Here is a 20,387-nt window from a genome sequence, read left to right as displayed (position 1 = left end):
CCGCCGGTGGGCAGGCAGGTTAACCATTCCGCCATGCGTCGTTCACCTGGCATCTCACCATCGGCCAAGACGAATGCCGGGCCGACACCTAACGTCACCCACGTGGTTAAGCTCTCCGTCATCGTGCCGTTCTACAACGTGCAGCAATACGCGCCCGACACCTTGAAGAGTCTGCGAGCGAACTCGCGCGACGACTTCGAATTCATTCTCGTCGACGACTGTTCGAAGGACGAGACTCCAGAGATCCTGGAGCGTGCCGCGCGCGAACTGCCCGGCGCCGTCCATCTCAGACATGAGACGAACGGCGGTCTCGCGACCGCCCGCAACACGGGCCTTGACGCGGCGCGCGGCGAGTACCTCACCTTCCTGGACGGTGACGACTGGCTCGCGCCCGGTTATTACGCACAACTCGTCTCCGCGATCGAGGAGTTGGGCTGCGACTTCGTCCGTACCGACCATGTGCAGTGCACCGCGCGGGCCCGCAGCGTCCACCGTGTCCCGCACGGCAGGCGCGGTGTCGTCATGCCGCCGCGGGACGTCATCCTGCCCGCCGACCGCTCGACGTCCGTCGACTACGCGTACGCCTGGGCGGGCATCTACCACCGGCGCCTGGCCGATCAGGGTCTGCTGCACTTCACGGACGGCCTGCGCACCGCGGAGGACCGGCCCTGGATCTGGCGCCTGCACCGCGAGGCGGAATCCTTCGCCGCGGTGGGTCTGCTCGGCGTTTTCTACCGGCGCGGGGTCGCTTCGTCACTGACCCAGATCGGTGACGTACGCCAGCTCGATTTCATCCGGGCATTCGACCAGGTGGTACGTGAAACCGCCGAGGACCGCGACGCGGACAAACTCCTGCCGAAGGCAGTCCGTACTTACTGCGCGATCATTTCCCACCATCTGGGATCCATCGAAAGGTTCGAGCCACAAGTGGCGCGGAAATTGAAGTCACTGAGTGCGGCCGCCCTGAAGCGGATGCCGCAGGGCGTTCTCGACGACGCCCTCGACTCCATGGACATACAGCGGGCCACGCGCCTGCGCCGCCTTCGCCGGCGCCCGGTGTCGGCGGAGGTGGCCGCGTAATGGCCACGACGCAGATCTTCATGGCGTCCACGCTGTACGGGACCGCCACGCTCGCCGCAGCGATCGACGCCGACAGCTTCGGCCCCGCCGACCGGCGGCTGCTGCTCGTCAGCAACAACGCGGCGACGCCGGAGACGACCCTCTCCGTGGACGAGATGCCGGGCTTCGAGCGCCTGCGGGACCGCTTCGACGACGTACGGTCCTGGAACGAGGCCATCTCCCCCTTCCATCCGGGCGGTTGGGCCCCGCGGGCCGACGACCTCCCGCTGTGGGAGCGCTACATCCGGCTCCTGTGGGATCTCGGTGACGACGACATCGAGCTCGCCGTCGAATCGATCCAGGTCAACCCGGCCCTGGCCCTCGCGCAGATCTTCACGGGCGCGCCCGTGGACGTCTACGCGGACGGCCTGATGAGCTACGGCCCGACCCGCAACAAGATCGACCCCCTGGTCGGCACCCGGGTGCGCCGCCTCCTGCACCTGGACCTGGTGCCCGGCCTGACCCCGCTGCTCCTGACCGAGTTCGACGTCGAGCCGGAGATCGTGCCTACCGAGACGTTCGTGAAGGTGCTCGGCCGTCTCGCCGACACCGAGACCGACGTCCCGGACATCGCCGAACCCGCCCTGCTCCTGGGCCAGTACCTCTCCGCCCTCGGCATCCTCACCGCCGAGGAAGAGGAGGAGCTGCACGTACGGATGGTGCGCGGCGCCGCCGAACTCGGCCATACGCGCGTGGTGTTCAAGCCGCATCCCACCGCTCCGGCCCGCTGGTCGCGCATGCTGGAGAAGGAGGCGGAGGCGATCGGCGTGGAGCTGACCGTCCTCGACTCGCCGGTCCTCGCCGAGGTCCTGTACCAGCGGATGCGGCCCGCGCTCGTCGTCGGCTGCTTCTCGACCGCGCTGCTCACGGCCTCCGCGCTGTACGGCCTGCCGGTCGCCCGCACCGGCACGGAGACCCTCCTGGAGCGGCTCGCGCCCTACCAGAACAGCAACCGCGTCCCGGTCACCATCGTGGACGCGCTGCTCCCCGACCTCGCCGACAAGGGCGCGGTCACCGGACGCCAGCCGGGGATGCCGGTCGCCGACCTGGGCGAACTGCTCGTCGCCGTGGGCTTCGCCATGCAGCCGCAGATCTACCCGCGCCGCCGCACGGCCGCCGAGCGCTACCTCTCGACGCACCTCACCCCGCACACCTGGCGTTACTTCAAGCGGCGCCGCCTCACGGCCCTCGCCCTGCCCGGAGCGCTGCCCTCGCAGCTCTCGTTCATCCCGCGCAACGCGGCCGTACGCCGGGTCGCGCGCCGCGCCCGCTCGGTCAAGCGCTCCATCAAGCGGACCGCACTCGGATGACCTCTCCCACAACGACGCTCCCGAAGCACTCGCCGGGAGCGGATACGCCCCCTGCCCTCGCACGCACGATTGCGGCCCCCTCGGCGACCAAGCGTGCGCGGCCCCGGCTCAGGGCCCTGGACGGGCTGCGGCTCATCGCCGCCCTGATGGTCGCGGCCTATCACTACGGCGGCCGTGACGGCGAGATCTCCGAGGCCTGGGGCAACTCTCCGCAGCTGCAATTCCCCACGGCCCACAGCTGGTTCGCGTACGGCTGCCTCGGCGTGCAGATCTTCTTCGTCATCAGCGGCTTCGTGATCTGCATGAGCGGCTGGGGCCGTCCGCTGCGCGCGTTCTTCGCCTCCCGCGTCTCGCGGCTCTTCCCCTCGTACTGGGCCGCGATCGTGCTGGTGACGGCGGTCTTCGCGCTGCCCGTGGTGGCGTACGAGGCGGTCTCGCCCAGCGACGCCCTGGTGAACCTGACCATGCTCCAGCAGCCGCTCGGCGTGGACCGGGTGCTCGGGGTCTGCTGGACGCTCTGGGCCGAGCTGCGCTTCTACGCCCTCTTCGCGCTCTGCGTCGTCCTGCCGGGCGCGAACCGGGCCCGCGTGATCCTGTTCTGCGCGGTGTGGACCCTGGCCGCGGTGATCGCGGAGGGTGCGAACGAGCCGCTGCTCGACCTCGTCCTCATGCCCGAGTACGCGCCCTTCTTCATCGGCGGCATCGGCATCTACCTCGTCCACCGTGACCGCAGGGACCTCACGGCCTGGGGCATCGTGGGCGCGAGCTGGCTGATCGGCCAGCACTACGCGGTGGACCGCCTCTGGCACGCCCCGAACCCGGACTTCTTCTCCTACCGCACGTCCTTCGGGATCATCGCGGTCGTCACGGCGGGCTTCGCCGCGGTCCTGCTCATCGCGCTCGGCGCGCTGCACCGGGTCGACTGGAAGTGGCTGACGGTGGCGGGAGCCCTGACGTACCCGTTCTACCTGGTGCACGAGCATCTGGGCTGGGTGACGGTGGCCGCACTGCACCGGGGGCTCGGCCTCCCGTCGTACGCGACCTTCGGTCTGACGATCGCGGCGATGCTGCTGCTCGCGTGGCTCCTGAACCGCTTCGTGGAGGAGCGGCTCACACCGCTGATCCGCGGCGGGCTCATGACCCGGAAGTAGCTCCGCCGGTACCGGAATCGGCGTCGCCCGCCGCCGCGCGGGCGACGTCCATCGCCTCGCCCATGACGTCCTGCGCCTCGCCTATCGCGTCCGCCAACTCCTGGACGAGGCGGCCCAGGACCTCTGCCGGGTCTTCGCCTGCGGAGGGGGCTTCACTCGTGGCCGGGTCGTCGCTCATGGGCCCAGACTACGTTTCGAGCATCGTCGCCCCGATCCCGGCGACCACCGCGGCCAGGCCCTTCTCGAACCCCGCGTCGAAGTCACGGAACAGTTCGTCGCCGGCGGCCGCCGCGAGCGGATAACCGTCGAGGCGCTGCGCGCGCGCCGCCAGGTCGTAGCCGCCCTCCTCCTTCGCCGGGTCGGGGCCCATGGACTGCTCCTCGATCACGAAGCCGATCGTGAAGCTGTACGCCGTGAGCCAGGCGCGGGCCGCGCCGCCGGGCGTGAAGCCCCCGTCGGTGAGCCTGCGCAGATGGGCCTCCATGGGGGCCGCGTACGACATGTCGGTGAAGTGCGTGCCGCTGTAGACCTTCGCGCCGTCGCGGTACATCAGCAGATGGCGCCGCAGGCCCCGCATCGCCGCCGCCAGGGTGACCGACCAGTCGGCGCCGGGCAGTTCGTCCGCCGCGAAGTCCTCGCTCATGCGCCGCAGCATCACCGTCGCCATCTCGTCGAGCAGCGCCTGCTTGTCCTTGAAGTGCCAGTACAGAGCGGGCGCCTTGACGTCCAGTTCCTTGGCGATGGCGCGCAGGGAGAGCCCGTCGAGGCCCGTCTCGTTCAGGAGCTTCAGGGCGGTGACCGCCACGCGGGTGCGGTCCAGGGGTGTCGTAGCCACCTTGACAATTTAACACCGTTAAGTGCAGGCTCCGGGACATGGAACTTAACAGCGTTAAGGACGCCCCATCCCTGTTGCTGACGGACGTGCTCGTCGTGGGCGCCGGGCCCACCGGACTGACCCTCGCCTGCGATCTCGTGCGGCGCGGGGTGCGCACCCTGGTCGTCGAGCGGGCCGACGCCCTCTTCCCCGGCTCCCGCGGCAAGGGCATCCAGCCCCGCACCCAGGAGGTCTTCGACGACCTCGGGATCATCGCGGCGGCCGAGGCGGCGGGCGGCACCTACCCGGTCGGCATGATCTGGCGGGACGGCGAGCGGCAGGGCGAGCACCGCATGTTCGACGAGGTGGAGCCGACGCCGGACGCCCCGTACAACCGGCCGCTGATGGTCCCCCAATGGCGCACGCAGGAGATCCTGTACGCCCGCCTCAAGGAACTCGGCGGCGACGACATCCGGTTCGGCGCCGGTCTGACGGAGCTGACCCAGGACGAGGAGGGCGTCACCGCACGGCTCGCGGACGGCGGGACCGTCCGCGCCGCGTACGCCGTGGCGGCGGACGGCGGGCGCTCGACCGTGCGCGCGGCGCTCGGCATCGGCATGACGGGCGAGACCGTCGACCCGAACCCGGTCCTGGTGGCCGACGTCCGCATCCCCGCCCTGGACCGCGACAACTGGCACATGTTCCCGCCCGCCGCCGAGGGCGGAGGCTTCCTGGCGATCTGCCCGCTCGCGGGCACGGCGGACTTCCAGCTGACGGCGCAGTTCACGGACGGGACGGGCCCCGACACCTCGCTCGACGGCGTGCGCGCGGTCGTCGCCGCCCGTACGCATCTGGCCGCCGACGACGTGACCGAGGTGCGCTGGGCCTCCGACTTCCGGCCGCGCGCGGCGATGGCGGACCGGTTCCGCGAGGGCCGCGTCTTCCTCGCCGGAGACGCGGCGCACGTGCACTCACCGGCGGGCGGGCAGGGCCTGAACACCAGCGTGCAGGACGCGTACAACCTGGGCTGGAAGCTGGGCGCGGTCCTGCGGGGCGGCGCGCCCGCGGCCCTGCTCGACACCTACGAGGCCGAGCGCCTGCCCAATGCCGCGCGGATGCTGGGCCTTTCCACCCGCGTCCACCGGGGCGAGGAGCGGCGCGGGGACGCCACGCGCCAACTGGGCCTGGGCTACCGGGACAGCTCCCTGGCGGCGGAGACCCGTACGGGCCTCCCGGAGGGGGCGCTGCGGGCGGGCGATCGCGCGCCGGACGGGCCGATTGCCGCAGGGGGCAGGCTGTTCGACCTGTTCAGGGGCCCGCACTTCACGCTGCTCGCGGTGGGCACGGACGCGGAGATCCCGGCGCTGGACGGGGAATTGGTGCACGTACACCGCGTCGAGGCCTACGCGCCCTACGGCAAGGGGCTGTTCCTGGTGCGCCCCGACGGGTACGTGGGCTGGGCGGGCGATGAGGCGACGGGCCCGGCGCTGACGGACTACTTCAAGTTGATCCACGGAGGTGCGCCGAAGACGGTTGACCTCAAGCAAAGTTGAGGTTCTACGTTCTGGGCATGGACACTTTCACGTACTCCCACAGCGACGAGGACCTCGTCGACCAGCCCATCGGCTACTGGGCGTCCGCCGCGGGCGAGGCCGTCGTGCACCACATCCGCACCATGCTCGCGGAGGCGGGCCTCACCCAGCCCCAGTGGTGGATCCTGAACCAGATCGTCGCCGAGGACGGCCGTGACAAGGAAGCCGTGATCGGCACCCTGCGCGGCTACCTGAACGTCGGCGACGGAGCCCTGCACCACGACATCAGCACCCTGCACGACCGCGCCCTGCTCACCGAGGACGTCACCGGCCGCCTCCGCATCACCGACGAGGGCCGCAGGCTGCGCGACGACACCGCCGCGCGCCAGCAGAAGACCCGCGCGGAGATCCACGAGGGCATCTCGGACGAGGAGTACGTCCGCACCCTCAAGGTGCTCCAGCGCATGATCCACAACGTGGGCGGGGCGGCCTGGCATCACTGAGGCCGCCGCCCCACCGGCCGCTCATCCGCCGGCGAGCGAGAGCTTCGCCGCGAACCCTAGGAACAGCGCGCCCGCCGCCGAAGTGGCTCCCGCCGAGAGCCGCTTGCGGCGGCGGAAGGCGGCCGACAGCTTCGTGCCGCCGAATATCAGGGCGGTGAGGTAGAGGACGCTCGCCACCTGGGCGAGGATGCCGAGCACGAGGAAGGAGAGCGCGGGGTAGGCGTACCCCGGGTCGACGAACTGCACGAAGAAGGCGATGAAGAAGAGGATGGCCTTCGGATTGAGCAGGCTGATCACCAGGGCCCTGCGGAACGGCCGCTCGCCCTTCTCCTGAGGCGCGCTCTCCGCCTGCTCCGCGATCTGCTCGCGCCGTGCGCGCCACATGCCCCACGCGGCCCGCAGCATTCCCACCGCGAGCCAGGTCAGATAGCCGGCACCGGCGTACTTCACGATCCCGAAGAGGATGGCGTTGGCCTGGAGCAGCGAGGCCACTCCGGCGGCCGAGAGCGTCATCAGGACGGTGTCACCGCACCACACTCCGGCCGCGGCCTTGTAGCCGGTGCGTACGCCGCGGCGCGCGGCGACGGAGATCACGTACAGCGAGTTCGGCCCCGGAAGCAGAATGATCAGGGCGAGGCCCGCGAGATAGGTCGGAAGATCGGTGACACCCAGCATGGTGCGGAGTGTCGCACGCACGTACGACATGGGGGACGCGGTGTCCGCCCAGCGGACACCCTGATCTCACCTGCCACCCCGGCAACACCCCACCCGTCAGAACGCGTCCGTCGGCACGTACGCCCCCCACACCTCCCGCAGCGCGTCGCACACCTCGCCCACCGTCGCCCGCGCCCGCAGCGCGTCCTTCATCGGGTAGAGGACGTTGGCGTCGCCCTTCGCCGCTTCCTTGAGTGCCGAGAGCGCCGCGTCCACCGCCCCCTGGTCGCGCTCCGCCCGCAGCTTCGCGAGCCGGGCCGCCTGCCGGGCCTCGATGGCGGGGTCGACGCGGAGGGGTTCGTAGGGGTCCTCCTCGTCCAGCTGGAAGCGGTTGACGCCGACCACGACGCGCTCGCCGGAGTCGGTCTCCTGCGCGATGCGGTAGGCGCTGCGCTCGATCTCCGCCTTCTGGAAGCCCTGCTCGATGGCGGCCACCGCGCCGCCCATGTCCTCGACGCGCTCCATGAGTCCGAGGGTCGCGGCCTCGATGTCGTCGGTCATCTTCTCGACGACGTACGACCCGGCGAACGGGTCGACCGTGGCCGTCACGTCCGTCTCGTACGCCAGGACCTGCTGCGTGCGCAGGGCCAGGCGCGCGCTCTTGTCGGTCGGCAGCGCGATCGCCTCGTCGAAGGAGTTCGTGTGCAGCGACTGGGTGCCGCCGAGCACCGCGCCCAGGCCCTGGACGGCGACCCGGACGAGGTTCACCTCGGGCTGCTGGGCGGTGAGCTGGACCCCGGCGGTCTGGGTGTGGAAGCGCAGCATCAGCGACTTGGGGTTCCGCGCGCCGAACTCCTCGCGCATCACGCGGGCCCAGATCCGGCGCGCGGCACGGAACTTGGCGACCTCCTCCAGGAGCGTCGTACGGGCCACGAAGAAGAAGGACAGGCGGGGCGCGAAGTCGTCGACGTCCATGCCCGCCGCGACCGCCGTGCGCACGTACTCGATGCCGTCGGCGAGCGTGAAGGCGATCTCCTGCGCGGGCGTCGCGCCCGCCTCGGCCATGTGATAGCCGGAGATGGAGATGGTGTTCCACTTCGGGATCTCGGCCCGGCAGTACTTGAAGATGTCCGCGATCAGGCGCAGCGAGGGCTTGGGCGGGAAGATGTACGTGCCGCGCGCGATGTACTCCTTGAGCACGTCGTTCTGGATCGTGCCCGTCAGCCCGCCGGCGTCGGCCCCCTGCTCCTCCGCGACCAGTTGGTACAGGAGCAGGAGCAGCGCGGCGGGAGCGTTGATCGTCATCGACGTCGACACCTTGTCCAGCGGGATGCCGCCGAACAGGACCCGCATGTCGTCGATCGAGTCGATCGCGACCCCGACCTTGCCGACCTCGCCGGACGCGATCGGCGCGTCCGAGTCGTGGCCCATCTGCGTGGGCAGGTCGAAGGCGACGGACAGGCCCGTCGTACCGTTCGCGATCAGCTGCTTGTACCGGGCGTTCGATTCGACGGCCGTACCGAACCCGGCGTACTGGCGCATCGTCCAGGGGCGGCCGGTGTACATCGACGGGTAGACACCGCGGGTGTACGGATAGGCGCCGGGGGCGCCCAGCTTCGTCGCGGGATCCCAGCCTTCGAGATCTTCGGGGCCGTACACGGGCTCGACGGGCAGCCCGGACTCCGACTCACGCGCCATCGCTCTGTGCCTCCTGCCGGAGAATCTTCTCCGTTACCTGTCCCGATATCTGTCCCGTTACCTGTCCGGTATGGCGGTTCCAGTCCAGCATGGGGCAACGTTCAGGAGTGGTCACTCGCGGGGAACACTCTCAGCGAGTCTGTCGAGCAGTGGAGCGATGGCGGGGGTCGTTGTGCACAAAGGTGCGATAGCCGTAGGGGCCGTGGTCGCGGTCGCTCTGGTCGGCGGGTGCAAGGCGCAGGCCGACGGTGCGAACGGACAGGACGGGCCGGTCCGGATCTCGCCCACGAAGACGCAGCAGGGCGGCTCCGACGCGGAGGGCTCCGACGCGGGCGGCTCCGATGCGCCGTCCGGGAAGCCGGACGGCAAGTCCGGGGAGTCCGGGGAGTCGCCGACCCCGAAGCCGGCCCCGAAGACTCTGCTCGCGCCCGGCCAGCGCGGCGACCAGGTGCGGGAACTGCAGGCCAGGCTGCGGCAGATCCAGTGGATCTACGCGGATCCGACGGGCACGTACGACAAGTCCACGGCCGCCGCGGTCCACGGCTTCCAGGAGAAGCGCGGGCTGCCCGGCACGGGCACGACGGACACGGTCACCTGGCAGCGGCTGCTCGACATGACGGACAAGCCGACGAAGTACGAGTTGTACTCCGGGGGCGGCATCCCGCCGTCCAAGCCCGCCAAGGCCTGCATGACCGGCCGCGTCCTGTGCATCAGCAAGGAGAGCCGCACGCTGACCTGGATGATCGACGGGAAGGTCATGTCGACGATGGACGTGCGCTTCGGCTCGCAGTACACGCCGACGCGCGACGGCACGTTCAGCGTCTACTGGAAGTCCCGCCACCACGTCTCGACGCTGTACGACAGCTCCATGCCGTACGCCATGTTCTTCAGCGGCGGCCAGGCCGTGCACTACTCGACGGACTTCGCGGCGACCGGCTACACCGGCGCATCGCACGGCTGCGTGAACGTACGCGACGAGAAGAAGATCGCGAATCTGTTCGCGGAGGTCAGGAAGGGCGACAAGGTCGTCGTCTACAAGTGAGGCGGTCGCCCGCGAGCGGGGCAAGGGCCGGATTAATCAGCGTGGGCGGGATCGGGGGAACGTCTCCCGCCCACGCTGGTGGCACGGAGCCAAAGGTACGGGGGGAACCCCTGGCTCGTGCGCGGGCCGATGACCAGTCGGCTCACTTCTTACTGCGTCACTGCTTCAAAAAACGTCACACCCAGCCAGGACCGCGTTCAGGCACCGGCTCCGGCGACCGGCCGTGAGCGGCTAGGACGCGTGGTCGGGCAGTACGGGGCCGGCGCTGTACGAGGCGCTCGGGGTGGGCGTCTGCGGCACCGAAGGACTCTTCACGGGCGGGGCGGGGGCGAGGCCGCCGTTGCCCCAGTGGTCGTTGCCGCCGCCCCATGAGCCGTCGCCGTCACCGTCGCCGTTGTCGCCGTCGCCGTCGTCGTCACCGCCTCCGTTGCCATGGCCGTTGCCGTTGCCGTTGCCGCCGTTGCCGCCGTAGTTGCCGCCGCCCTCGTGCTCGCGGTCGTTGCCCGAGCCGTCGAGGACCCGGCCGCAGAACTCGGTGACGCGCTGGGAGCCCTTGGCGGCCTCTTCCAGGCGGCGCCTCTTCTCGCCCTGGAGATCTCCGTTGCGGTAGTCGCGGCAGGCGGCGACGACCTTGCGGTACCAGCCCCCGGCCTCGTTCTCGCGCTGCGGATCGCCGGAACCGGGCTTCGTGGCGCCGTCGCCGCCCTTGGACGCGCCCGACGAGCCCTCGGCCTGCGGGGGCGGGGCGCTGTTTCCGGGGTCGGTCGAGGGCTCTTGCGGGGTGGTGGTCACGTCGTCGGGCTCGACGTCCGGGGCGCTGCTCTGACCGCCGGACGGGGACATGAGCGGCTCGGGGGAGGCGACGGACGACGCGGAGGCAGCGGGGCCCGGCTTGTCCCGGTCGCCGAACGGCGAGGGGAGGACGCCGGTGCCCGCGGCCACGGCGACTCCGCCGATCATGCAGCCGGCGAGGGCGGCGGCGAGGCCGTAGCGCATGGGGCGGGCCCAGCGTGCGGGGCGCGGGGACTCGACCGGGCGCCCGATATGCACCGTCTCGCCCGCTCCCACGCGCGTAGAAGCCACCCGCGCCTTCGGGCCGCGAGCCTCCCTGAATGCCGCGAGCGCGGCGGCCTCACCAGGGAGTTCGGCGGAAATGTCGGCGGGTACGACGGAGCCCGCTCGTTCGTCCGGCGTCAGTGCGGCCAGGGCCTTGGCCAGTCGTGCGGCTTGCTCGCGGGCGTGGCAGTCGGTGCCGTGTCCGGGGGAATGTCCGGTGCGGTGTTCGGTGCGGTGTTCGGTGCGGTGTTCGGTGCCGTTCTCGGTGCCGTTCTCGGTTCCGTTTGCGGTTCCGCTTTCGGTGCCGTCGAAGGGCTCACCGCTCAGCAAACGCTCCGCCGCGTCGCGGTCCAGCCACCTGTAATCCTCGTCGGCCATCACATGTCCTTCTGCGCCCGGACACGCGAATGCGTCACACCAGCAGGTGACACCGCGTGCCGTCGCCGCTCCCTCTGGGGCGGTACGGCGTCGAGGGACGGGCCCTCGCTGGGCGGGTCGTCGGCGCCGAGCAGTTCCGCGAGCCGCTTCAGACCGCGGTGGGCGGCGGTGCGGACCGCGCCGGGGCGCTTGCCGAGGGTCTGGGCCGCGCTCTTGGCGTCCAGGCCGACGACCACCCGGAGCACGACGGCTTCCGCCTGGTCCTGCGGGAGCTGCGCTATCAGGGCGAGGGCGTCCGTGGTGGCCAGGGACTCCATCGCCTCGTCCGCGGTGTCCGCGTCGCCCGGCTTTCCGGTGAGCTCGGTCTCGTCGCCGCCGATCGCCGGGCGGCGGCCGCGCATACGGATGTGGTCGAGCGCGCGGTTGCGGGCTATGCGTGCGGCCCAGCCGCGGAACCGGTCCGCGTCGCCGCTGAAGCGGTCGAGGTCCCTGGCTATCTGCAGCCAGGCCTCGGACGCGACGTCCTCCGCGTCCGGGTCTCCGACCAGCGTCCGCACATAGCCCAGCAGCCGCGGGTGCACGGCGCGGTACACAGTCCGGAACGCGGTCTCGTCCCCGTCCTGCGCCGCAAGCACCGCGGCGGTCAGTTCCGCGTCGTCCCCCAGCACAACTACTCCCTATGCGCCTACACCGGTTGCGGTCCTGCCCCCGCAGCCTGGCGCGAAGCAGCACGCTACGGGCTGAAGTGGGCTCACGTCCATGTTTGGTACAACGTGCAACTAGCGCGTGACAGAACGCGGTGTGACAGAAAACGCACGCGCGGCGCTGAAGGGAATACGGGCCGCGTGCGGTCCGTCCGCGTGACGGCCGGGGTCTCTCCTGTGGGGGGTGGCGACCCCGGCCGCTCACCTTGGCAGGGGCCTCAACCAGACTCCCCTTGCCCCGCGACCACGACCTCGGGCCCTACTGCGCCTCTCGCCTCCACCTGCAGGCAGTCATGGGCCCCGTCAGGGGCGCGAGGAACGGCGCGAGAAACCCCCACCCACCCGCACCCAAAAGACAACAGCCCAGCCCCGCAAGGGGCGCGAGGAACTGCGCGAGCACCCCCACCCACCCGCACCCAAATCCCCCAAGGCCCCCCGGCCAGAGATCAGCGCCAGTCGTCCCCCGGCCGCGTAGGCAAGGACGACCGCCGGGCCCGTCGCGCAGAGCGAAACGCGGCAAGCACCCTGCGCTGGGCCTCCGCGTCGACCTGCCCGCCCCGCACCGCCTCCGCGAGAAGCGCGGCAACAGGATTCCCGGAGTCCACGCCCATCGGATACCGCTCCCGCTCCCGCTCCGGCTCCCCCGTCACCCCGGCTCTCCCCACCGCAACTGCTCCGCAAGGCGTTTGAGCCCCCGGTAAGAAGCGGTCCGCACCGCCCCGGGACGTTTGCCGAGGACCCGCGCCGCCGCCGGAGCGTCGAGCCCCACGACGACCCGGAGCAACACCGCCTCCGCCTGATCCCGCGGCAGCCCCGCGATCAGCGCGAGCGCCCGCTCCGTGGAAATGGACTCGAGCGCCTGCTCCGGCGTGCTGTGCGGCCCGGGCAGGTCGAACATGTCCTGGTCGAGGGCGGACGGCCGCGGCCGGGTCTTCTGGCGCCGCAGATGATCGAGCGCCCGGTGCCGGGCGATGGTCGCCGTCCAGCCGCGAAACCCCGCCCCGTCGCCGCGGAACCGCCCCAGGTCGCGCGCGATCTCCAGCCAGGCCTCGGCGGCGATGTCCTCGGCGATCTCTCCGTCGTGGCCGACCAGGCCCCGCAGATAGCCGACGAGCCCCGGCTGCACCAGGCGGTACGCGACCGCGAAGGCAGCCTCGTCACCCTCCTGTGCCCGCGCGACCGCGGCGCCCAGCTCCTCGTCACGCGCCCGTGCGCGACGGGGTTCCCCTCCTCGACCCACGCTTTCCCATCCGTACCTGTGCGGCGCATCTCACCGTGTCCGTCCCCCCACGCTGAGCTGCGCCAGGGCGCACGGAAATGTCACAGGCCACCCCGGAAGACCTTCACAGCTGTCAGCTGACCCAGCGCAATGTCCCGCCCGTACGTCACACCTCGCGGGTGCGGGATACGTCACGTCACATTTCACCCTTCCGCATACAACCGTTTGGCCTTTCTGGCAGTCGTACGCACTCGCTGTGGCCAACTGGGCCAACAGGCAACATCGGTGACTTCGACAACTTCGGTAACTTCGCTAAGGGGTGGGGCATTTGAGCCCGCGGAAACCGCGCGGAACGCGCGAGTCGGCGCGAGTGACGCACGCGTACAGACCGCTGAGTCTCAAGCGCAGGGCGTGGCTGACGATCGGAGCCGTCGTGCTGGGCGGTGCGGGGGCCGTCACGTACGCGATGGCCGATCCGTCGACCGGGGATCTGCCCGCCGGCGTCGCGCGCGACAAGCGCCCGGTGAGCGTGCACGACATCGCGCTGAAGACCGCAGGCGCCAAGGAGAGGGAGCTGCCGCGCACGTCGACGAAGCAGTTCTCGCTGCTCGGTGTCTCGTGGACCGGCGTGACGAAGGAACTCGACGGCACGGCCGAGGTCCGTACGCGCTCCGCCGAGAGCGGCGAGTGGACCGGCTGGCAGCACCTCGATTTGGAGCTGCATCTGCCCGAGAAGGCGGAGGCGGGCATGCGTGCCGCGTCCGAGCCGCTGTGGGTGGGCCCGTCGGACGGCGTAGAGGTCCGCGTGGTCGCGGCGGACGGCACCTCGAGTGCCGCGCTACCCAAGGGGCTTGAGGTCAACCTCGTGGACCCGGGCGTGACGTCCAAGGAGGCGAAGAACCCGGCGCTGGACGGTTCGGCGATGGCGCCGGCGGCGTTCGCGGCGGACGAGACAGTATCCCCGGAGCCGAGCGACCCGGCCGGGTCGCCGGAGCCGACCACTCCGCCCCCGTCCGCCCCGGACCCCACCACCCCGACGTCACCCACACCGACGGAGCCCACCACCGGCTCCCCCACGCCCTCCGCATCCCCCGAACCGGAACCCACGGTCGTCCCGTCCGCTCCCCCCTCCACGGTCACCAAGCCGCCCATGATCAGCAGGGCGGGATGGGGCGCGGACGAGTCGCAGGTCGAGGATCCGCCGGAGTACATAGACAAGGTCAAGGCGGTCTTCGTCCACCACACGGTCGGTACGAACGACTACAGCTGCGCCCAGTCGGCGTCCCTGGTCCGCGGCATCATGACGTACCACGTGGAGACCGAGGGCTGGAACGACCTCGGCTACAACTTCCTCGTGGACAAGTGCGGCCAGGTCTTCGAGGGCCGCGGCGGCGGCACCGATCTGCCGGTGCGCGGCGCGCACACGTACGGCTTCAACGGTGAGTCCGCGGGCATCGCGGTCCTCGGCGACTTCGAGGGCGATCCCGCTTCGGACAAACCGGCGGGCAAGCCGACGCGCGCCGCCCTTCAGTCGGTGGCCCGTGCGGCGGCCTGGAAGCTGGGCCAGTACGGCGGCGACCCGTCGGGCAAGGTCACGCTGACCGCGGCGGACGACACGGGCGTGTGGAAGAAGGGCGACACTCCTTCCCTGAACACGATCTCGGGTCACCGGGACGGCTTCGCGACGGCCTGCCCCGGCAAGAACCTCTACTCGAAGCTCGGCGAGATCCGCCGCTACGCGACGAGCGCGGGCCGCAACTCCGCCATCCCGACCGCCGACTTCAACCGTGACGGCATCACGGACCTGGTGGCGGGCACGCCGAGGACTTCGGGCGGCGTCGGCAGCCTGACGGTCGTCCCCGGCGGCCTCGACGGCCCGGTCAGCGGCTCCAAGAAGACCCTCACCCAGTCCAGCCCCGGCGTCCCCGGCGTCTCGGAGGCGGGCGACAACTGGGCCGCGGCCACGGCCTGGGGCGACATCAACGGCGACGGTTACGCGGACCTGGCGATCGGCGCGCCCGGCGAGGACGACACCACGAACAAGGACCGCGGCGCGGTCACGATGCTCTACGGCCCGGAGTTCACCTCGGGCACGGACATGCAGCTCGCGGACGACTTCCACTACCCCGGCGCCAAGTTCGGCTCCGCGGTGGCCGTCGGCGACTTCAACGCGGACGGCAAGGCGGACGTCTTCGCGGCGTCCACCGGCACCGGCGGCACGTGGGCGGCGCGCTTCAAGGCGGGCAACGAGGTCGGCGGCACCCTCACGTCGGGCGACACGGCCATCTCGTACGCCGATGCCGCGTCCGGCGACTTCAACCGTGACGGCTACGCGGACGTGGCGCTGACCTACCGCGATCAGGCCGGCATCGGCAAGGTCCAGTGGTTCAAGGGCACCAAGTCGGGCCTGAGCAGGGTCGGTTCGCTCTCCGTCAAGGGCGGCCGGTCGGTGGCGGTCGGCGACGTGAACGGCAACGGCTACGACGACCTGGTCATAGGCCAGCCGTACACGGCCGAGTCGGGCGCGCACGCGGGCGGCCAGGTGACGGTGGTCCCCGGCACGTCGACGGGCTTCACGACCACCGGCATGAAGACGATCCACCAGGACACGTCCGGGGTACCGGGCGCCGCCGAGTCGGGCGACGCGATGGGCTGGTCGGTCTCGGCGGGCGACTTCAACCTGGACGGTTACGCGGACGTCCTGACGGGCGCCCCGAACGAGGACATCACGCGATCCGGCACATCACGGAAGGACGCGGGCACGTCGCTCCTCCTCAAGGGCACGTCATCGGGCCTGACGGGCACGGGCGCCCAGGCCTTCACCCAGGACACGGAGGGCATCACGGGCTCCACGGAGTCGGCGGACCGCCTCGGCTCCTCGGTGGTCCTGACGGACCTGTCGGGCTACGGCCGCGCTGACCTCGCCATCGGCGTGGACGGCGAGGACGAGGGCAACGGCACGATCCTCCAGCTGGACAGCACCGCATCAGGCGTCTCGACAACAACAGGCACCTACTACGGCCGCACCCAACTGGGTACCCCCACGGCAGCCCACCTGGGCGAATCCCTGACGCCGTAACCCCGACCCGGCAACTTGGCGCCGTGCCGCTCCCCTCAACTCCGGGGAGCAGCACGGCGCTCGGTGTTGCGGGGGGAACTCGGACGGCGACCGGCCGGGCCCCGTTAGACCCGGCTCCCCCGTACCCGGCGTGAGACGACCGCGCGGAGGACTCGGCGGCCCTCGGTGGAGACGTCGAGTGCCTGGCGCAGGCCCGCGGTTTCCGTCGTGGGGTTCGCCAGGAGTTCCAGGATCCGTATCTGGCGTCTCAGCTCCGCGGCGACCAGCGGGGACATTCCCTCCGTGCGGCCCTCGCGTCGTGCGTGCAGCCGGGTCGTGCCGTCCGGCACCGTGTCCAGGAGGCGGTGGATCTGCAGTGCCGCGACGGAGCACGCGTCGGCCCATTCCCGCAGTTCGGCGGCGGTGCGCCGGGAGGGTGTGGCGCCCAGCATGCGGTAGGCGAGGGTGACCGCCTCGTCCGCGGAGGAGTCCTCAAGGACGTCAGCGCCGCCCAGCGTCACCCGCGCCTCCGCGAGCGCCACGTCCCAGGCGCTGCCCTCGGCGAGGCACCCCCACAGCGGGCGCAGCACCTCGTCCCCGCCGCCCAGGAGCGGTACGCACCGGTCGAGGCAGGCGAGCCCGCTCGCCGCGAGACCCCTCTCGTCGGCGTCGGCTATCAGCTCGACCAGACTCGGACCCGGGCCGCCCATGGTGTACGCCTTCCGTTGCGGACAGTGCGACAGTGCAGGTGACGTTGCACGTCCCCTACTGCGCCCGGACCGCCCGGAACGTCACTGCGGCACCACGCCGAGCCGCCCCAGGAAGCGGAAGAAGAGCTCTTCGGCCGACGGTTCGGCCGCGGCGTTCAGTACGTCGAGGAGCGGCCCCGCCGTCACCGTGCTGCCCGCCTCCGCCGCCCACGACACCGCGCGGTCCGCCGCGTCGCGGGGCTCCAGGAAGTAGTCGTCGATGCTCAGGCCGTCGTCGCCGAGGTAGCCGTTCATCGCCTCGCGGGCCAGGCACGTCGTCCACGCGCCGCTCTCCGGGGCCGCCGCCTCCACGACCACGCAGTCGCTGTCCATGACGTACCCGAAGAGGGCGGGCGAACCTGTCTCCAGGGCAAGGGTGTTCATGTTGCCGACATCGCGCGTGCCGTCGCCGCCCGGCACCTCCCACACCTGCCAGCCGTCGTCGCGCTGCACGAGGAGGCTGAGCTCGTCCCGCACGCCCGCAACGGCCGCGAGCTCGACGAGCGGACGCTCGCTCCTGCCCACGACGTAATAGCCCCAGTAGCCCATGCTCGCGTCTCCCCGTGTGCTCGACTCTGCTCAACTGCGCTCGACGGCCGCACAAAACGGCCGTGGTCGGCTTTGGCCGAATACACCACAGATGTAAGCAAGTTCGCCACCAGTTCGCCGCCAAAGAGCCGAAAACGGAACTGGTGGACCCCTCAGGCTGCTTAGGCCGCTTAAGCCGCTCAGGCCGGGACGTGCCCGCCCGTCGGCGGACCCGATCTGGCCTTCGTGTCCTGCATCCGCGTCAGGCGCAGAACGACGAGGATCGCCATGACCGCGGCGGCGATGTTGATGACGTCCGCGAACATCAGCCGGGACACCGCCGCGTCGATCTCCTCGGCCTCCTCCGCGCCCCAGTAGTTCGTCGACGCCCACCGCCCCACGAGGATGCTCGCCACCCACAGCGTCCACCAGCCGTTTATCAGCGGGTGCGTGGCGCGCGCCGAGGTGTCGCCGAGGATCAGCGTCCGGTCGAGGGCCACCGATCGGTCGCCGCTCGCGTCCCAGATGTCCAGGGCGATCCGGCGCGGGATCCACAGGTTCAGGATCGGCACGAACCAACTGCCCACCGTCCAGCCGCGCGTCTTGCCGTGGATGTGCGGCTCGAACACCTCGGCGTTCACGCGGACGCGGTAGAACCAGCAGAGGAAGACCACGCAGGTGGCCACGAGCGCGGCGGTCTGCAACCAGCCGGACGCGGCGTACAGCGTGTCGGCCCGCTCGGCGTCCCTGACCAGGTCCGCCGCCGCGTAGCCCGCCTCGTAGCCCACCCCGTAGTCCGCGCCGAGCAGATCCTCCGTCACGCCCTGGACGACTGTGCCCGCCCACAGCGAGTACAGGTCGGCGGCGATGACGACCCCGAGCAGCGCGGCGGTCGCCCGGCCGAGCGCGACCGGCGAGCGGAGGTACGCGGGGCGCCCGTCGGACTTGTATCCGGAGCGTGGCGCCGGCTTCGAGTGAGCGGCCGCCACGACGCAGACGTCGCAGAGGCCCTCCGACGTGGTCGCCGTATTGAACTGACATTCCGTGCACAGCATGACTGAGCAACCCCCCACAGGTTCATCAGGACAACCCAGCCGTGACGCGACAAGAAGGGCATGCCGCGGCAAGGCGGGACAGCAGAGGCCGCCCGCGTCCCTCCCCAGGGCGCCGGCGGCCAACGGAACCTATCCCACCTGGTCTGCCAGCTTCACGAAATTTCCCCAGGACGGGCTCGGCGTACGGGAGTCCCACAGCCTCTGGATCGTCGCCCGCAGCGGCATCCGGATCCCCCGCGCCACCTGCTCCTGCGTCTGCGCGTTCGCCAGGTCGCACCAGACCGCGAAGGAGCCGCCGAGGATCTGGTCGTCGTACTGCGCGCTCACCGGCTTCGTCCCGCGGATCACGCGCGGGGTCCACTGCTCGTAGATCCGCTGCCCGGTGGGATAGCGGAAGGTGTTGGGCTCGCCGAGGACGTAGTAGAGGTATTCGTCGTTGTAGTTGAGGACGTCGCGGCCCTCCTTCAGATACTCCGTCGGCTCCCTCGCCCCGATCTCCTTGCCGGTCCAGTACGCGACGTCGATGTCGTCGTCGGCCTTCTCGGTGCCGCCGCGGAAGAACCCGTCGTTCCATGCCCTGAGCCCGCGCTCGTAGGGGCGCATGGTCTCGGCGCGGTCGTTGAGCCAGCCGGTCGCCAGGTCCTGGATACGGGCGCCGGAGCCGTACTTCTCGCGGGCCGCGGCGGCCAGCTGCGGATAGCTGGCCTCCGGGTTGCTGACCGTGAGGGCCTGGTACTCGTCGGCGCCGAGGTGCCAGTAGCGGCCGGGGAAGAGGTCCGCGTACTCCTCCAGGAGGTCGTCGACGATCTCCGCCGCCTTGGGCTTGGAGATGTCGACCGCGCCGCGCGACGCGACGCCGCGGGTGTCACGGAGCTGGAGGTCGGGGTGCGCGGCGATGACCGCTCCGAGGTGGCCGGGCGAGTCGATCTCGGGCACGACGGTGATGTGACGGCTCGCGGCGAGCTTGAGGATGCGGCGGACCTGGGCCTTGCTGAGGTGGTCGCGGGAGACGATCTCGGGGTGCGAGTCCGACTCGATGCGGAAGGACTGGTCGTCGGAGAAGTGCAGGCCGAGCTGGTTGTACTTGAGGTCGCCGATCTCCCGGATGCGGTCCTCGATCCACTTCGCGTCGAAGTGCTTGCGCGCGATGTCCATCATGAAACCGCGCTGCGGCTTGGCGGGCCGGTCGCGTACGACGCCTTCGGGCGCGGTCCTCTCGCCGTGCACCTCCTGCTTGAGGGTGCGGGTCCCGTAGAAGACGCCCGCCTCCTCCGGGGCGCTGATCTTCACCCGCCGCGCCTTCACGGAGAGGGTGTACGACTCGTCCCTGCCCTCGGAGGCGTCCGCGTCCGAGGGGGTGAGCGCGAGTTCCACGTCTCCCTTGCGGGGTTCGGCGTCCCCGGCGTACTCCAGCTTCAGCTCACCGGCGAGCAGCTTGCCCTCGTCCGCGAGCTCGTCGTCACCGACGACCACGCGCCCGCCGTCCCCGGGCTTCCACCCCGGCCCGCGCGCCGCCTCGTGCTCGCGTACGGCGGGGATGGTGGCGGGGGTCTCGGACAGGGCGTACGACTTCGAGGGGGTCGGGGACGCGGACCTGCTCTCGGCCGGCGCGGACGTACCGGCGGACGGGGTCCCGTCCCCGCCGTCCCCGCCGTCCGGCCAGACGGCCACGGTCAGGGCAGCGGCCCCGGCGGCGACCGCCGCTGCGGCGAGGGCGAGACGGCGGGGGATCACTGGTCGCCGCCCCGGGGCCGGTGGGGCCCATCAGGCAGGTGGACGCCAGGGACATCAGGCAGGTGGACGCCACGGGCATCAGG

General features: G+C 71.0%; 18 protein-coding genes. 7 read left to right on the top strand and 11 right to left on the bottom strand.

The window, feature by feature from the left end; translation table 11 throughout:
* Nucleotides 1-102 precede the first annotated feature (102 nt).
* From ABZ906_RS34950 to ABZ906_RS34940, 3 genes are read left to right on the top strand one after another with little or no spacing between them, the layout of a single operon-like run.
* Nucleotides 103-1,080 carry a glycosyltransferase family 2 protein gene (locus tag ABZ906_RS34950; RefSeq protein WP_361389779.1) on the top strand — a complete coding sequence of 326 codons (978 nt, stop codon included), beginning with the start codon at nt 103-105 and terminating at the stop codon, nt 1,078-1,080.
* On the top strand, nt 1,080-2,429 hold the full coding sequence (locus tag ABZ906_RS34945; RefSeq protein WP_361389777.1) for an alpha-2,8-polysialyltransferase family protein: 1,350 nt from the start codon (nt 1,080-1,082) through the stop codon (nt 2,427-2,429). The genes ABZ906_RS34950 and ABZ906_RS34945 overlap by 1 nt, the downstream gene beginning before the upstream one ends.
* Complete coding sequence (locus ABZ906_RS34940; RefSeq protein WP_361389775.1) at nt 2,426-3,580, top strand: acyltransferase; 1,155 nt, start codon at nt 2,426-2,428, stop codon at nt 3,578-3,580. Before ABZ906_RS34945 ends, ABZ906_RS34940 begins: the two co-directional genes overlap by 4 nt.
* Here ABZ906_RS34940 and ABZ906_RS34935 read toward each other — a convergent pair.
* Both ABZ906_RS34935 and ABZ906_RS34930 read right to left on the bottom strand, forming a co-directional pair.
* Nucleotides 3,564-3,758, bottom strand: coding sequence for a hypothetical protein (locus ABZ906_RS34935; protein WP_361389773.1), 195 nt, complete (start codon nt 3,756-3,758; stop codon nt 3,564-3,566). The two genes, ABZ906_RS34940 and ABZ906_RS34935, sit on opposite strands and share 17 nt — an antisense overlap.
* Before the next feature lie 9 nt (nt 3,759-3,767).
* Nucleotides 3,768-4,415 carry a TetR/AcrR family transcriptional regulator C-terminal domain-containing protein gene (locus ABZ906_RS34930; protein WP_361389771.1) on the bottom strand — a complete coding sequence of 216 codons (648 nt, stop codon included), beginning with the start codon at nt 4,413-4,415 and terminating at the stop codon, nt 3,768-3,770.
* A 38-nt stretch (nt 4,416-4,453) separates the two neighbouring features.
* Between ABZ906_RS34930 and ABZ906_RS34925 the strand changes: the two genes are divergently transcribed.
* Together ABZ906_RS34925 and ABZ906_RS34920 are read left to right on the top strand one after the other, a co-directional pair.
* Entirely contained in the window at nt 4,454-5,947 is a 1,494-nt protein-coding gene (locus ABZ906_RS34925) for an FAD-dependent oxidoreductase (RefSeq protein WP_361389769.1), read from the top strand.
* Nucleotides 5,948-5,964: 17 nt separating this feature from the next.
* Nucleotides 5,965-6,429, top strand: coding sequence for a MarR family winged helix-turn-helix transcriptional regulator (locus ABZ906_RS34920; protein ID WP_361182112.1), 465 nt, complete (start codon nt 5,965-5,967; stop codon nt 6,427-6,429).
* 21 nt (nt 6,430-6,450) lie between these two features.
* Here ABZ906_RS34920 and leuE read toward each other — a convergent pair whose 3' ends face one another.
* On the bottom strand, nt 6,451-7,104 hold the full coding sequence (gene leuE / locus ABZ906_RS34915) for a leucine efflux protein LeuE (RefSeq protein WP_361389767.1): 654 nt from the start codon (nt 7,102-7,104) through the stop codon (nt 6,451-6,453).
* A 96-nt stretch (nt 7,105-7,200) separates the two neighbouring features.
* Nucleotides 7,201-8,781, bottom strand: coding sequence for a methylmalonyl-CoA mutase family protein (locus ABZ906_RS34910; protein ID WP_361389765.1), 1,581 nt, complete (start codon nt 8,779-8,781; stop codon nt 7,201-7,203).
* A gap of 157 nt (nt 8,782-8,938) precedes the next feature.
* On the opposite strand from ABZ906_RS34910, the gene ABZ906_RS34905 reads away from it, so the two are divergent.
* Entirely contained in the window at nt 8,939-9,823 is an 885-nt protein-coding gene (locus tag ABZ906_RS34905; RefSeq protein WP_361389763.1) for a L,D-transpeptidase family protein, read from the top strand.
* A 231-nt stretch (nt 9,824-10,054) separates the two neighbouring features.
* Here ABZ906_RS34905 and ABZ906_RS34900 read toward each other — a convergent pair whose 3' ends face one another.
* The 3 genes from ABZ906_RS34900 to ABZ906_RS34890 form a co-directional block, all read right to left on the bottom strand.
* Nucleotides 10,055-11,257, bottom strand: coding sequence for a hypothetical protein (locus tag ABZ906_RS34900; RefSeq protein ID WP_361389761.1), 1,203 nt, complete (start codon nt 11,255-11,257; stop codon nt 10,055-10,057).
* Nucleotides 11,257-11,925 (bottom strand): RNA polymerase sigma factor, encoded by a 669-nt coding sequence (locus tag ABZ906_RS34895; RefSeq protein ID WP_361182119.1) that lies wholly within the window; start codon nt 11,923-11,925, stop codon nt 11,257-11,259. Before ABZ906_RS34895 ends, ABZ906_RS34900 begins: the two co-directional genes overlap by 1 nt.
* Nucleotides 11,926-12,607: 682 nt before the next feature.
* Nucleotides 12,608-13,201: an RNA polymerase sigma factor gene (locus tag ABZ906_RS34890; RefSeq protein ID WP_361182121.1), complete on the bottom strand. Its 594-nt coding sequence runs from the start codon at nt 13,199-13,201 to the stop codon at nt 12,608-12,610.
* 445 nt (nt 13,202-13,646) lie between these two features.
* Between ABZ906_RS34890 and ABZ906_RS34885 the strand changes: the two genes are divergently transcribed.
* The gene (locus ABZ906_RS34885; RefSeq protein ID WP_361389845.1) at nt 13,647-16,259 is read left to right on the top strand and encodes an FG-GAP-like repeat-containing protein; all 2,613 of its coding nucleotides are present in this window, start codon (nt 13,647-13,649) and stop codon (nt 16,257-16,259) included.
* A 104-nt stretch (nt 16,260-16,363) separates the two neighbouring features.
* Here ABZ906_RS34885 and ABZ906_RS34880 read toward each other — a convergent pair whose 3' ends face one another.
* The 4 genes from ABZ906_RS34880 to ABZ906_RS34865 form a co-directional block, all read right to left on the bottom strand.
* Complete coding sequence (locus ABZ906_RS34880) at nt 16,364-16,948, bottom strand: hypothetical protein (protein WP_361389759.1); 585 nt, start codon at nt 16,946-16,948, stop codon at nt 16,364-16,366.
* An 81-nt stretch (nt 16,949-17,029) separates the two neighbouring features.
* Nucleotides 17,030-17,536, bottom strand: a complete 507-nt coding sequence (locus tag ABZ906_RS34875) for a hypothetical protein (protein WP_361182124.1) — start codon at nt 17,534-17,536, stop codon at nt 17,030-17,032.
* Nucleotides 17,537-17,715: 179 nt separating this feature from the next.
* On the bottom strand, nt 17,716-18,570 hold the full coding sequence (locus ABZ906_RS34870; protein WP_361389757.1) for a DUF4328 domain-containing protein: 855 nt from the start codon (nt 18,568-18,570) through the stop codon (nt 17,716-17,718).
* A 129-nt stretch (nt 18,571-18,699) separates the two neighbouring features.
* Complete coding sequence (locus tag ABZ906_RS34865; RefSeq protein ID WP_361389755.1) at nt 18,700-20,304, bottom strand: glycoside hydrolase family 20 protein; 1,605 nt, start codon at nt 20,302-20,304, stop codon at nt 18,700-18,702.
* Between the last annotated feature and the right edge of the window lie 83 nt (nt 20,305-20,387).

The sequence above is a fragment of the Streptomyces sp. NPDC046925 genome (assembly GCF_040644915.1).
GTDB lineage: Bacteria > Actinomycetota > Actinomycetes > Streptomycetales > Streptomycetaceae > Streptomyces.
This window is presented reverse-complemented; position numbering and strand designations above follow the sequence as displayed.

What these genes read in the sequence shown, in the direction of transcription:
- ABZ906_RS34945 (WP_361389777.1), top strand. Translation starts at nt 1,080, where the DNA reads ATGGCCACGACGCAGATCTTCATGGCGTCCACGCTGTACGGGACCGCC.
- ABZ906_RS34940 (WP_361389775.1), top strand. Translation starts at nt 2,426, where the DNA reads ATGACCTCTCCCACAACGACGCTCCCGAAGCACTCGCCGGGAGCGGAT.
- ABZ906_RS34935 (WP_361389773.1), bottom strand. Translation starts at nt 3,758, where the DNA reads ATGAGCGACGACCCGGCCACGAGTGAAGCCCCCTCCGCAGGCGAAGAC.
- ABZ906_RS34925 (WP_361389769.1), top strand. Translation starts at nt 4,454, where the DNA reads ATGGAACTTAACAGCGTTAAGGACGCCCCATCCCTGTTGCTGACGGAC.
- ABZ906_RS34920 (WP_361182112.1), top strand. Translation starts at nt 5,965, where the DNA reads ATGGACACTTTCACGTACTCCCACAGCGACGAGGACCTCGTCGACCAG.
- leuE (WP_361389767.1), bottom strand. Translation starts at nt 7,104, where the DNA reads ATGCTGGGTGTCACCGATCTTCCGACCTATCTCGCGGGCCTCGCCCTG.
- ABZ906_RS34910 (WP_361389765.1), bottom strand. Translation starts at nt 8,781, where the DNA reads ATGGCGCGTGAGTCGGAGTCCGGGCTGCCCGTCGAGCCCGTGTACGGC.
- ABZ906_RS34905 (WP_361389763.1), top strand. Translation starts at nt 8,939, where the DNA reads ATGGCGGGGGTCGTTGTGCACAAAGGTGCGATAGCCGTAGGGGCCGTG.
- ABZ906_RS34900 (WP_361389761.1), bottom strand. Translation starts at nt 11,257, where the DNA reads ATGGCCGACGAGGATTACAGGTGGCTGGACCGCGACGCGGCGGAGCGT.
- ABZ906_RS34885 (WP_361389845.1), top strand. Translation starts at nt 13,647, where the DNA reads ATGGCCGATCCGTCGACCGGGGATCTGCCCGCCGGCGTCGCGCGCGAC.
- ABZ906_RS34880 (WP_361389759.1), bottom strand. Translation starts at nt 16,948, where the DNA reads ATGGGCGGCCCGGGTCCGAGTCTGGTCGAGCTGATAGCCGACGCCGAC.
- ABZ906_RS34875 (WP_361182124.1), bottom strand. Translation starts at nt 17,536, where the DNA reads ATGGGCTACTGGGGCTATTACGTCGTGGGCAGGAGCGAGCGTCCGCTC.
- ABZ906_RS34870 (WP_361389757.1), bottom strand. Translation starts at nt 18,570, where the DNA reads ATGCTGTGCACGGAATGTCAGTTCAATACGGCGACCACGTCGGAGGGC.